General features: G+C 56.8%; 8 protein-coding genes. 2 read left to right on the top strand and 6 right to left on the bottom strand.

The genetic code is table 11. From position 1 onward, the window contains the following. Window positions 1–3888 (top strand): ATP-dependent RNA helicase HrpA, encoded by a 3888-nt coding sequence (gene hrpA, locus DDT56_RS09530; protein WP_136166222.1) that lies wholly within the window; start codon window positions 1–3, stop codon window positions 3886–3888. A 48-nt stretch (window positions 3889–3936) separates the two neighbouring features. Here hrpA and DDT56_RS09525 read toward each other — a convergent pair whose 3' ends face one another. The 6 genes from DDT56_RS09525 to DDT56_RS09495 form a co-directional block, all read right to left on the bottom strand. Further along, complete coding sequence (locus tag DDT56_RS09525) at window positions 3937–4779, bottom strand: EcsC family protein (protein ID WP_136166221.1); 843 nt, start codon at window positions 4777–4779, stop codon at window positions 3937–3939. Window positions 4780–4821: 42 nt separating this feature from the next. Continuing rightward, window positions 4822–6591: a sensor domain-containing phosphodiesterase gene (locus DDT56_RS09520; RefSeq protein WP_136166220.1), complete on the bottom strand. Its 1770-nt coding sequence runs from the start codon at window positions 6589–6591 to the stop codon at window positions 4822–4824. Between the two features lie 363 nt (window positions 6592–6954). After that, complete coding sequence (locus tag DDT56_RS09515) at window positions 6955–7803, bottom strand: trypsin-like serine peptidase (protein ID WP_136166219.1); 849 nt, start codon at window positions 7801–7803, stop codon at window positions 6955–6957. Between the two features lie 332 nt (window positions 7804–8135). Next, the gene (asr, locus tag DDT56_RS09505; protein WP_136166217.1) at window positions 8136–8357 is read right to left on the bottom strand and encodes an acid resistance repetitive basic protein Asr; all 222 of its coding nucleotides are present in this window, start codon (window positions 8355–8357) and stop codon (window positions 8136–8138) included. 192 nt (window positions 8358–8549) lie between these two features. Then, complete coding sequence (locus tag DDT56_RS09500; RefSeq protein ID WP_136166216.1) at window positions 8550–10676, bottom strand: alpha-galactosidase; 2127 nt, start codon at window positions 10674–10676, stop codon at window positions 8550–8552. Window positions 10677–10693: 17 nt separating this feature from the next. Continuing rightward, a complete protein-coding gene (locus tag DDT56_RS09495) occupies window positions 10694–11977 on the bottom strand; it encodes an MFS transporter (RefSeq protein ID WP_136166215.1) in 1284 nt (427 codons plus the stop codon). Between the two features lie 321 nt (window positions 11978–12298). Between DDT56_RS09495 and DDT56_RS09490 the strand changes: the two genes are divergently transcribed. After that, entirely contained in the window at window positions 12299–13312 is a 1014-nt protein-coding gene (locus DDT56_RS09490; RefSeq protein ID WP_136166214.1) for a LacI family DNA-binding transcriptional regulator, read from the top strand.

The raw sequence follows: 13312 nt of genomic DNA, 5'->3' as shown, positions 1-13312 counted from the left end.
GTGAAATCACCTCTCAACGCATTATCTTCGCAGTTAAGCGAGTTAATGCTCCGCGATCGACAACGTCTGCAGCGCCGGTTACAGGGGGCGGCGAAAGTGAGCGGCCCGCAGGCGCAGGCCGCCATCGTCCAGGAGATCGAAGGTGAGATCGCCATCGCCCGCCAGAAAGTGGAAAACCGTCGCGCCGGCTGCCCCGCCGTCAGTTACCCCGACCAACTGCCCGTCAGCCAGAAAAAAGATCGTATTCTGCAGGCGCTGCGCGACCATCAGGTGATCATCGTCGCCGGGGAAACCGGCTCGGGAAAAACCACCCAGCTGCCGAAAATATGCCTGGAGCTGGGCCGCGGGGTGCGCGGGCTGATCGGCCATACCCAGCCGCGCCGTCTGGCCGCCAGAACGGTGGCCGAGCGCATTGCAACCGAGCTGGAAACGCCGCTGGGCGGCAGCGTGGGCTACAAGGTTCGTTTTAACGATCGGGTGGGCGACAATACGCTGGTGAAGCTGATGACCGACGGTATTCTGCTGGCGGAAATCCAGCAGGACCGCCTGTTGATGCAGTACGACACCCTGATTATCGATGAAGCGCACGAACGCAGCCTGAATATCGACTTTATTATGGGGTATTTGCGCCAGCTGCTGCCGAAGCGTCCCGACCTGAAGGTGATTATTACCTCCGCCACCATCGATCCCGAGCGTTTTTCCCGTCATTTCTCCAACGCGCCGATTATCGAAGTCTCCGGCCGCGCCTATCCGGTCGACGTGCGTTACCGCCCGGTGGTGGAGGACGCGGAGGACAGCGACCGCGATCAGCTGCAGGCGATTTTTGACGCGGTGGATGAGCTGGGCCGGGAAGGGCCGGGGGATATCCTGATTTTTATGAGCGGCGAGCGGGAAATTCGCGATACGGCGGATGCGCTGAACAAGCTGGATTTACCCCATACCGAGGTGCTGCCGCTGTATGCCCGGCTGTCGAATCAGGAACAGAACCGGGTATTTCAGTCGCACCACGGCCGCCGCATCGTGCTGGCGACCAACGTGGCGGAAACCTCGCTGACCGTACCGGGCATCCGCTACGTTATCGACCCCGGCACGGCGCGCATCAGCCGTTACAGTTTCCGCACCAAGGTGCAACGTCTGCCGATTGAGGCGATTTCGCAGGCCTCCGCCAATCAGCGCAAAGGGCGCTGCGGACGCGTCGCCGCCGGGGTGTGCATCCGGCTCTATTCCGAGCAGGATTTCCTGTCGCGCCCGGAATTTACCGATCCGGAAATCCTGCGCACCAATCTGGCGTCGGTCATTCTGCAAATGACCGCGCTGGGGTTGGGGGATATCGCGGCGTTCCCCTTTGTGGAAGCGCCGGATAAACGCAATATTCAGGACGGCGTGCGCCTGCTGGAGGAGCTTGGGGCGATTCAACTGGCGGAAAACGGCCATTATCAGCTGACGCCGCAGGGGCGTCAGCTGGCGCAGCTTCCCATCGATCCCCGCCTGGCGCGCATGGTGCTGGAAGCGCGCAACACCGGCTGTGTGCGCGAGGTGATGGTGATTACCGCGGCGTTGTCCATTCAGGATCCGCGCGAGCGTCCGCTGGATAAAAAGCAGGCGTCGGATGAAAAGCACCGCCGTTTTGCGGACAAGGAGTCCGACTTTCTGGCGTTCGTCAATCTGTGGGATTACCTGCGCGAGCAGCAGAAAGCGCTGTCGTCCGGCCAGTTCCGCCGTCTGTGCCGCAGCGAATATCTCAACTATCTGCGGGTGCGCGAGTGGCAGGATATCTATACCCAGCTGCGGCAGGTGGTGAAGGAGCAGGGGCTGCCGATCAACAGCGCGCCAGCCGACTATCGCAGTGTCCACTGCGCTTTGCTGACCGGGCTGCTGTCGCATATCGGCCAGAAAGACGTGGATAAGCAGGAGTACAGCGGAGCGCGCAATGCCCGTTTCGCCCTGTTTCCCGGCTCCGGCCTGTTTAAAAAGCCGCCCAAATGGACGATGGTCGCCGAACTGGTGGAAACCAGCCGGTTGTGGGGACGCATCGCCGCGCGTATCGATCCCGAATGGATCGAGCCGCTGGCCCAGCACCTGATCAAGCGCAGCTACAGCGATCCGCACTGGGAAAAAGCGCAGGGCGCGGTGATGGCGCAGGAAAAAGTCACCCTGTTCGGTCTGCCGATTGTCGCGGCGCGCAAGGTGAACTACAGCCAGATCGACCCGCCGTTGGCGCGCGAGCTGTTTATTCGCCACGCGCTGGTGGAGGGCGACTGGCAAACCCGTCACGCCTTTTTTCGCGCCAATCTGAAATTGCTGGCGGAAGTTGAGGAGCTGGAAAATAAATCCCGCCGTCGCGACATTCTGGTGGACGATGAAACGCTGTTCGCCTTTTACGACCAGCGTTTGCCGCCCGATATCATTTCCGCCCGCCATTTCGACCAGTGGTGGAAATCCGCCGGCCGTCAGGATGCCGATCTGCTGAACTTTGAAAAAAGCATGCTGATTAAGGACGGGGCGGACGATATCAGCGCGCTGGATTACCCCAATTTCTGGCATCAGGGCGACCTGAAGCTGCGCCTCTCCTATCAGTTCGAGCCGGGCACCGATGCGGACGGCGTGACGGTGCATATCCCGCTGCCGATCCTTAATCAGGTGCGGGAAGAGGGATTTGAGTGGCAGATCCCCGGCGTGCGCCGCGAACTGGTTATTGCGTTGATTAAATCCCTTCCCAAACCGATGCGGCGTAATTTTGTGCCGGCGCCCAATTACGCCGAAGCGTTTCTGGCGCGCGCCACGCCGCTGGAACGCGGCCTGCTGGACGCCTTGGAGCGCGAACTGCGGCTGATGACCGGGGTGACGGTGCCGCGCGACGAGTGGCAGTGGCAACAGGTGCCCGATCATCTAAAAGTGACGTTTCGCGTGGTGGATGAAAAAAACCGCACCCTGCGGGAGGGAAAGGATCTGTCCGCGCTGAAAGAGCAGCTTAAAGACCGGGTGCAGCAAACCCTCTCCGCGGTGGCGGACGACGGCCTGGAGCAGAGCGGTCTGCACCTCTGGAGCTTCGGCTCGCTGCCGGACTGCTACGAGCAGAAGCGCGGCGGCTATTCGGTGAAAGCCTACCCGGCGCTGGTGGACGAAAAAGAGAGCGTGGCGATCCGTTTATTCGATACGCCGCGCCAGCAGCAGCAGGCGATGCGGCAGGGGTTGCGGCGTTTGCTGCTGCTGAATATTCCGTCGCCCATCAAGTATCTGCATGAAAAACTGCCCAATAAGGCGAAGTTGGGGCTCTATTTTAATCCTTACGGCAAGGTGCTCGATCTGATTGACGACTGTATCGCCTGCGCGGTGGATAAGCTGATCGCCGAATTCGGCGGGCCTGTGTGGCAGGAAGAGGCGTTCCGGCGCCTGCATGAAAAAGTACGCGCCGAACTTAACCAGTCGGTGGTGGATATCGCCCAACAGGTCGAACAGATCCTGACCGCGGTGTTTGCCATCAATAAGCGCCTGAAGGGCCGGGTGGATATGTCGATGGCGCTGGCGCTGAGCGATATCAAAAGCCAGCTCAACGGCCTGGTGTTCCGCGGCTTCGTCACCGCCAACGGCTGGCGGCGGCTGCCGGACGTTCTGCGCTATTTGCAGGCCATTGAGCGGCGGCTGGAAAAACTGGCGCAGGATGCGCACCGCGACCGGGCGCAGATGCTCAAGGTGGAGCAGGTGCAGCAGGCGTGGCGTCAGTGGTGCAACAAGCTGCCGGTGGAGCGCCGCGACGACGACGACGTGCAAGCGGTGCGCTGGATGATCGAAGAACTGCGGGTAAGCTATTTCGCCCAGCAGTTGGGCACCCCGTTCCCGGTATCGGACAAGCGCGTATTGCAGGCGATGGAGCAAATTGATGCGTAGCTCTATATTCAGGGTTACGCGTCGCGGGTTATGGCCATTGGCACCCCATCAGAGCGGCCGAACCTCCTCTTTTAGCCGGATATAGGCCGACTTGATTTCATCTTCGCCATATTTTTGCTCCAGGCGTTTGATGATGAAATGTCCCCGCGCCATATTTTGATAATGGTTGATAAACAGGGTATTGATGGCCGCGCCGCTTGCCGCCCCGATAACCGGGACGATTTGCGCGGCCATTTTTTCAGTGATGGTAATGCCCAGCCGCGCGGCGACGGCGTCGATCAGCCTGGCCAGCGTTCTTCCCGCCTGGGAGGTGGTGATCCTCGCCGACGCTTTTTCCGCGCCTTTTTTACCGGCGATATCAATAAGCTCACGCGCGGCGTGTTTGGTGATATCCGCCAGCACCGCGCGGGAGGCATAATAGGCGGACTCGGCGGCGTCATCGCTTTTGGCGCGGCCGCCGAGGGCGAAAACTTCCACGCAGGCGGCTTTTACCGCCAGATCCGCCGGCGAAAAGCCTTCGCTGCGGGCGATATCGGCCACCGAACGCATCATTATCGTGGTGCTGATGGGCAGCTCGACAAGTAAGCCGGCCGCGCCGAAAAAGCCGCTGACGGCGCCGGCCGTGGCGGCGGCCAGCCGATGGGTTTTGGGCGACGACGCCCGCTGCGGATCGTCGTCCAAAGTATAGAGCGCGGCGTCGACGGATTTATGCAACGCCGCGTGAACCACGTCCTGTACCTTGTTTTTTACCCAGTTAGGCAGTTTGGAGATGCTCCACTCAATGGGGCCGCCCACCAGATTCGCCAGCTGTATGGCAAAGGAGGGGGCTTCCAGCAGGGTTATGGCCTGTCTGATGTCGTTTATATCTTGCCGGTCATCAAAAATGGTCATAGAAATCTCGCGATGTGGTGAAAACCAGATAGCGGCGGCGCGCTATCTGACTTGGCGGCTATTCAGCCACAGAATAAAATCTTTCGGCGGGAGCGGACGCGAGAAATAATAGCCTTGAACCTCGTCGCAACCAAACGCGGCGAGGTAGTCCAGCGTTTCTTTATTTTCAACGCCCTCGGCCAGAACATCATAATTAAGCTTGTGCAGCATGCTGATGATTGACTCAACGATAGTGCGGCTATCCTGATCGGTTTTAATATCCTGGATCAGCGACTTATCCAGCTTTATTATGGTTGCCGGAATATTTTTCAGGTAGCTCAAATTGCTGTAGCCGGCGCCGAAGTCATCCAGAGAAATCGTAAAGCCCCGCTGTTTCAGCTCCCGAATAGTGGCGAGCGTCTCGGAGCTTTCCACTATTTTTTGCGTTTCCACACATTCAATTTCAATATCCGCCGTGGTCAACTGGTGGTTATTAAGGATATTAATTAGTCGCGAAATAAAATTGTCTTCCGCGAAATTACTGGCGGCGACATTAATTGATATGGGAAATAATACGCCAGCCTGACGCCAGATTTTCACCTGCTGCGCGGCCTGCTTCATCACCCACTCCGTCAGCGGCCGCATCAGCGTCGTCCCCTCGGCCAGGGGAATAAAACTGTCGGGATATATTTCGCCCAAATCGGGGTGACGCCAGCGGATCAGCGCTTCAACCCCGATGACCTGGCCGGTCTTGATATTCAGTTTCGGCTGATAAACCAGGTACAGGCCGGGCTTGTTATGCTGCAATACGTCGGAAAGTTCGTTGAGCAGGGCAAACGCGGTTTGCTGAGCCTTATCGCTGCCTTCGTGGTAGGCGCACTGGCGAATATTGTTATTGATGGCGTCATGCAGCGCGCTCATGGCCTCGCGCAGGATACGCTGCGGGTCGATGACCGGGATGCGGAATTCGGTGTAGCCGACGAACAGCTCCAGTTTCAACGGTACGTGACTGGTAATGCTGTCCTGGATGCGGTCGGCGCAGGTGGCGAGCTTGGCCAGTACCTGCTCCTTTCTGTCGGCTTTTATCAACAGGGCGAAGCGCCCGATGGCGACGCAGTAAACATTTTCGCGCGAGTGGAATGCCAGGCGCAGAAACATGCCGATATCTTTCAGCATGCTTTCCACCGTCGGCATACCGAGCGCGCGTCCCATTTCGTAAGCGTAGGAAATATTGATGCTGTCGATCAGTATCAGCAGGTAGTTTTCATGGATATCGGTTATATGATTAATATCCTCGATCAACCGCTGGCGGTTCGGCAGCATGGTGACCGCATCAACCAGGCCGATGGCATTACGGTATTTAATCAGCGACATGGCGATGGTGGCTAAATCTTTTAGCGTATGCAGCTGGAGCATGCTGAAAGTGCGGGGCGTATAGTCAATAACGCACAGGGTGCCGATGGCGTAACCTTCTTCGGTAAAGAGCGGTATGCCGGCGTAAAAGCGAATATGGGGCGGCCCTGAGACGTAGGGGCTATTTTTAAACCGGTCATCCTGCAAGGCATCCTGACAGATAAGAAAACAGCCGGTTTGCACGGCGAATTGATCAAAGGATCCTATTTTTTCCATTTCGTTTAAGGCGAAATTGGTTTTTGCCTTGACGTGTTGCTTCTGTGAACCGCTGAGCGTCACTAATGACGTCGGCATTTGCAGTAACTGGCAGGCCAGCGCCGTGATCTTGTTGAGAATGTTATCCTGAGAGGCATCAAGATCCTGTACTGCATCCAGAGTTTGCATGCGTTTTTTTTCATCATGATTTAAATGGCTTAACATGCTGGCTCCTTCTTCCCCGCGCACAATAGTAACGATATAAAGAATAAAATAAAATTTGCATTAACACATTAACATGGGGCGCTAAAAAGAGGATAGTTTATTCTGAGGATGATAACCGCTTAATGTATATAGTAATTAATCAAAATGGACGTTACTGGAAATTGTTGGCGCAGCAAAAACGCAAGTCAAGTTTTTCGTTCGCGACCTTGAGTAATTATCTTTAGAATTTGTAAATTATGTGAAAACAATGATAAATCAAAGTGCGATAATAGGCTTTAATTCACTGACTGTAATAAAGCATTGCGCCATATTTTAATCAATCGGATGATTAATTCGCGGCGCGGTATTTATAATGGCGCCCGGTTATTTGACGACTCGGGGGGGCGATGGCAGCACGCCCGATTTTTGGGCCAGCGTTTCCAGCGCCTGGCGGATTGCCGTAACGGCGACGGCGCGATTATCCGCCTTATCGCGATCGACGGCGGCGGGCGCCGAACTTTGAATCCCCATCAATACCCATCCGGAGGCCGTGTGCAATATTAGCGGCGACCCGCTGTCGCCCGGCAGGGTATCGCAGCGGTGCGATACCACCGCGGACTGGATCCAGCCGGTAATAAGACAGTCCTGGTGACGATACAGCGTATTCTGATGATCTTCCGGATAGCCTGCCTGGGTAACGCGGCGTTTATTTTGCGCCAATGCCTGTATTAACGCCCGACGACTCCCTTGCCACATGGGGAGCGGCGTAATGTCCGGGGGCGTTTGCGCCAGCCGGATGAGCGCGTAATCCCACGGCGCCGCGGCGGGGGTAACCACCCAGCCTTCGCCATCCGCTTCCAGCAGGTCACTCAGTTTTTTATTCACCAGGGCTTCGAGAGCGGTGCTTTCATATCGCCAGCCGCTATCCGTCGCCAGGAAACGCAGCGCGACCGGGCGGTCCGGCTTGCCGTCGGGCGGGGTTAGCACGCAATGCCCGGCGGTAAGCGCCAGATGCGGCGAAATAAGCGTCGCGGTGCACAGGTTTCCACTGGCGGTTTCAAGCTGGCCGATAGCCTGCCACGGCCACTGGGTGACGTCAGGCACGCTATCCCGATCGTCGTGGTTGAAAAATAAGATCTGCTGCTGTTGCGCCGCGTCGACATCGCTGCCTTCGGCCCAACTGAAGAGGGGGGCAAGAGATAATGAACATAGCAACCAGGCTGATATGCGCATGTAAAATTGTGCCTTAGAGTCAAAGTCAGTAATCACGCAAACCGTGAAATAACTATAGATGTATTTGGCGGGGAAACGATTTTTTTGATTGATTAACCTGATGGTCTATAGAAAGAAGAGCAGGGCGACGCCCCCGCAGAGCAGCACCAGGAAGAGCATGATTTCAAAGGCGTAACGTCGCGGCATTGTCCGATATCCCATAAAATAAACACCCGGATGGGCGGGTGTTTGAGTTTGCAGGCCACCTGTTGGCTCCTCCCCCTGACAAGCGGGGACGACGGAGATGGTTTTCACCGCCGCCGTCGCCCGGCGTCGGGCCGATGCTACCTTTATCAGGCCGCCGGCGTGGTAGCGGACGGTTGCGCCGGTTTGGCTTTCTTGACGTGCTTTTTGGCCGCCTGCGCTTTTTGCTCCGCGGTATTGGCTTTTTTCACCTGTTTTTTATGGTGAAGGGTTTTCGCCGGGACCGGCGCGCTGCTGGCGGTGTCGGCGGCAAAGGCGACGGAAGAGAGACCCAGAGCCGCACCCGCGATCATCACTAATACTTTTTTCATCATCATTTCCTCATAGCTTGTTCAGGTTTCGTGACCCTGCGTCGGGCCGGTGAAAAGAGCATAGAGAAAAAGGGTGCGCCGTTCCGTAAGTGATTGGTTTCGGCGTGTAACCGAATGTACAGCCGGGGCTTTGTATCACCCAAACGGCGCAATTTATCGCGCCGTATTGAGTGATGTCGCGTCCTTCGTCCGTCAGCTTACCGCGCTGAGCCGCAGCAGCAGGGCCGACTCGGGATCGAGGATCGGCAGGGCAATGCCGGCCTTCTCCAGCCAGTCTCCGCTCAGCGTCATCGGCTGTTTAAGCCACGCCGGGTATTGCTTCATGGTGTGATTCCTCTCTTTACGCAGGCTGTCGGGCATATCCAGCACCTCAAGCCGGTACTGCGTCTGCGGTTGCAGGCCGGGGATTCGCACGCTGCCGCACAGGGCGTATTCCGGCAGGGACAGTTGGCTGAGCAGCACCACCGCCTGTCGTTGGTCCTGGGAGATAACCGCATTGATCAGCGTGGCCTTGTCGGGATGATCGAGGCGTAACAGCGTGCCGCTGTGCAACAGGGGCCGCAGTTGCTTATACAGGGCGATATAGCGGGCGAACGCCTGCTGCGCCGACTGGGGCGCGGTAACCGGGTCCAGTTCAACCCCCATATGGCCGAACAGCGCGGTAAGCCCGCGGAAATTGATGCTGTGCGTGCGGGACGTGGTATGGCAGGGGTTACCGCCAATATGCGCGCCCATGACCTCCGGTGGGAAAAAGTAACTCATTCCCCGCTGGATCTGCAGGCGGTCGAGCGCATCATTGCTGTCCGACGGCCAGAAACGATGGCAGCGTTGCAGAATTTCATAATCCACCCGCCCGCCGCCCGACGCGCAGGATTCAAATTCCACCGTCGGAAAGCGCGCGTTGAGCTGGTCGAATAGATGATACAACCGCTCGGTTTGCCGCGTCTGCGCAGGGTGTCCGCGGTGACCGGGCTGTACCATCTCGCGGTTGAAGTCCCATTTTACGTAGTCGATCTTGTGTTCCCCCAGCAGCCAGCTCAGACGCTCCAGCAGATAGTCATAGACCGCCGGGTTCGACAGGTCGAGCAACAGCTGATTCCGCCCCGCCAGCAGCGGGTAGCCGTCCAGCTTCAGCACCCAGTCCGGGTGATTGCGGTATAGGTCGGAGTCCGGGTTGACCATTTCCGGCTCGACCCAGATGCCGAACTCCATACCCTGATCTCTTACCGCGTCAATCACCGGCTGCAGTCCCTGAGGGTATTTTTCGGCGTCGATATACCAGTCCCCCAGTGAACTGAGATCGTTGTCGCGCCCTTTAAACCAGCCGTCATCGATAATAAAACGTTCGATGCCGATTTTAGCCGCGTTTTCCACCATGCAGATGAGGTAGTCGGGATCGTGGTTAAAGTAGATCCCCTCCCAGGTATTGAGATGAACGGGGCGGGGTTTGCTCGCCAGCGTCGGGATAATGTGCCGGCGCACGTAGCGGTGAAAGTTGTCGCTCATGCCGTTCAGACCCTGGGCGGAATAGCTGGCGTACACCCAGGGCGTGGTCACGCTTTGATCGGCGTCCAGCGTGATTTCACCGGAAAAATAGAGCGCTTCGGCCTGGAGCTGGCGACGGCCGTCGCTTTTACAATCGGCGCGCAGGCGATGATTGCCGCTCCATGCCAGATGCACTCCCCAGACTTCTCCCTGCTGTTCGCTGAACCCCGCTTTGCCGGCAATCAGCGCGGGGAAATACTCATGGGAGGTTCTGCCGCGCCGGTTTTCCTGAATATAGCCGCCGTGCTCCAGCTTGAGCGAGTGGCGCTGGAACTCTTTGATCCAGCGGCCGTTGAACGCCATGATTTCATTGGCGCGCTCGGGCAGCGGGAGCGTCGCCGCCAGCCGATCGACCCGGTAGAGGCCGCTGCGGAGATTGGTCAGCGTATTGCGGGTTTGCAATACGCCGCTGTCCGGGCAAAGCCGTAGCTCGCTGACCAGCCGCAGACCGGCGGCGGCATCCTCGCCGACAATCGTCAGTGCGTTGTCCTCAAGCTGGTGGCTGCGGGTGGTAAACACCGGCGACCAGTCCCGACCGTTACGGTTACCCTCCATGCCCGGCACGCTGAATAATCCGCGGCCGTTCTCGGGGCAAAGGGTCAATGGCGCATCGTTATCCAGACGGCTGTTGGCGATCGGGCGGTTTAACGCCGCGATCTCCTCCGGCTGATAGGCTTGCAGGTGCTGGCCCCAATAAATGATTTCCGCATAGGGATAGCAACGTAAAACAATATCCGAGTGACGGCTGACTAACCTGACAAAGGTATTATTCATAACGACTCCAAAGAAAACTAGGCGATTTGCTTATCGCTTTTGAAATAAGAACGAATACTTTCGACAACACCGCGGCCGGAAAGGGTGAAGGCTGAAATGATGGTGAACGTCAGAACGATGCCGCCCAGCACCAGATAGGTATTTTGAAAACCCATGCTGTCGTACATGCGACCGGCGAAGACGGACATAAAAATCATCGACAGCTGTTTACTGAAACAGAAACCAATCAGATATACGGTGGCGGAAAAGCGCACTTCAAATACCTGGGTAATATATTTAAACGAGCCGACCAACAGGAACGGCACTTCAAACATATGCAATATTTTCAGGAACACCACTTCCACCGCCGTGGTGGCAAACGCGGAACCGAGAATGCGCACCGACATAATGGCGCCGGCAAGCAGTAAGGCATTCTTACTGCCGATACGGGAAATAATCACCGGGGCGAAAAACATCACCGTGGCGTTGAGTAATTCACCGCCGGTGGTGACAAAGCCAAATATCTCCGTTCCCTGTTGTTTGGTGGCGAAGAAGGTGGTGAAAAAATTGGCGAATTGCTGGTCGAACACATCGTAAATACAGGCCACGCCGACGATATACAGAATAAAGAACCATAAGGCGGGTTTCTTTAGCAACTCAATGGCGCTTTTCAGATTGAACGGCGGCTTGTTGGCGCCCAGTTTATCGACGACATAAGCGGTGGATTCCTGGTCCGGTCGGGCGAAAAACAGCAAAACGGCCAGCACCAGCGCGCAGCCGGAGGCCATCCAGAATATTAATTCATTATTGACGCTATACAGCATGCCCACCACGCTGGCGCATAACGCCCAGCCAATGCAGCCAAACATGCGGGTGCGGCCGTATTCAAAATTACTGTGGCGGCTGACCTTTTCAATATAGGCTTCAATCGCATGAGAGCCGCCGGTAAAGACAAAGCCCAGATAGCAGCCGCCGATCAAGGCGCCGATAAAAATATTGTATTTTAACAGCGGGCTGAAAATATAAATAAAGAAGGGGGCAAACAGCACCAATAGTCCGACGATAATCCACATCAGATTCTTTTTTAAGCCGAGTTTGTCGGATAGCGGCCCCATGATCGGCTGGAAAGCCAGGGCAAACAGCGAAATGCTGCCAAAAACGATACCGGTGTCGGTTTTGCTTAAATTGTTAACGTCATGCAGCCAGATGGGAAAGAACGGGTAATAGGAGGCCATGATAAAAAAATAGAAGAAGAAAAAGAGCCCGAACAACCAGAAATTACGGTTTCCCCAATAGGATTTTTCTTCGCTTGCGTCGCTCATAAACACCTCTACTGTAACGGGTAGCGCCAAGGTCCGGTGGCGGACTTTTTCGCCGTGTGGAAACGCTTTCACTCAACATACATCCGAAACGTTTCGGATTAAAATCTAAACGTTTCGGATCTGTGACGAAGTTAAAAAATCAGGCGGAGAAATCGCTCAGGGCGCACTGGAATGAGGGCGTAAAATGATAGAATCGGTTCGGAAATGGCGGGAGCGGACGGGCTATGGAACGGAATTATTATAACAAATTGATTAAAAACGGATTAAATGCTAGATCGAATGCATTGCGCTTTCCTTTTCACATCAGCAGCCGGGTTGACTATGTCATTAAAAAAGATCGCTAACGAACTGGGGCTTTCCTCCACCACGGTCAGTCGCGCATTGAATGGCTATGACGATGTCGCCGCGGCGACGCGGGAGCGGATTGTGGAAGCCGCCAAGCGCCTGGGCTATCAGCCTAATTCGCTGGCCCGGCGCCTGAAAATGGGGAAAACCGACGCGGTGGCGCTGGCGTATCCTTCGCGGCCGCAGGTACTCAATAATTCGACGTTTCTCGAGATGATTAGCTGGATCGGCATCGAACTGGCGAAATTCGGCATCGATTTGCTGCTTATTCCGGACGAGCCCGACAATACTCACCATTCGCTTACCCGCCTGGTGGAAACCCGCCGGGTGGATGCGCTGCTCGTCGCCCATACCCAGCCGGAAGATCACCGGCTGAACTATCTGCAGCAGCAGAAATTCCCTTTTCTGGCCCTGGGACGCAGCAATTTATCCCAACCCTATGCCTGGTTCGATTTTGATAACTATGCGGGCTCCGCCATGGCGGTCACGCGACTGGCGGAGTTGGGGCATCGGCGCATCGCCTTTCTCAGCACCGACGCCCGGCTCTCTTATGTGGAGCAGCGCCTGCAAGGCTATATCGACGCGCTGGCCGGCCGCTCGCTGCCGCAACCGGCGGATTATATCCAGCGGGTGGAGCCCGACCGTCCCGGCGGCTATCAGGCGACTCGGCGCCTGCTGACGCTTGCGGCGCCGCCGACGGCGATTATCACCGACTGCAATATGCTGGGCGACGGCGCGGCCAGTGCGCTGTTGCAGGCGGGCCGGCTGGGAAAACAGGGAATATCGCTGATCTCCTATGACGGCCTGCCGGATGATACGCTGCTGGATATCGCCGTGACGCCGATCGTGCAGAATACCCGCACCAGCGTCGGTAAACAGATTGCCGGCATGATCCATGAGCTACTGCAGGGCGCCGACCCTCAGCGCCTGCAGGTTTTATGGCAGCCGGAGATCGGCAGCGGGGAGACCGACTGCCCGCCGGGGCGATAA

Source organism: Brenneria corticis (assembly GCF_003115855.1).
In the GTDB taxonomy this organism is placed as follows: Bacteria; Pseudomonadota; Gammaproteobacteria; order Enterobacterales; family Enterobacteriaceae; genus Brenneria; species Brenneria corticis.
This window is presented reverse-complemented; position numbering and strand designations above follow the sequence as displayed.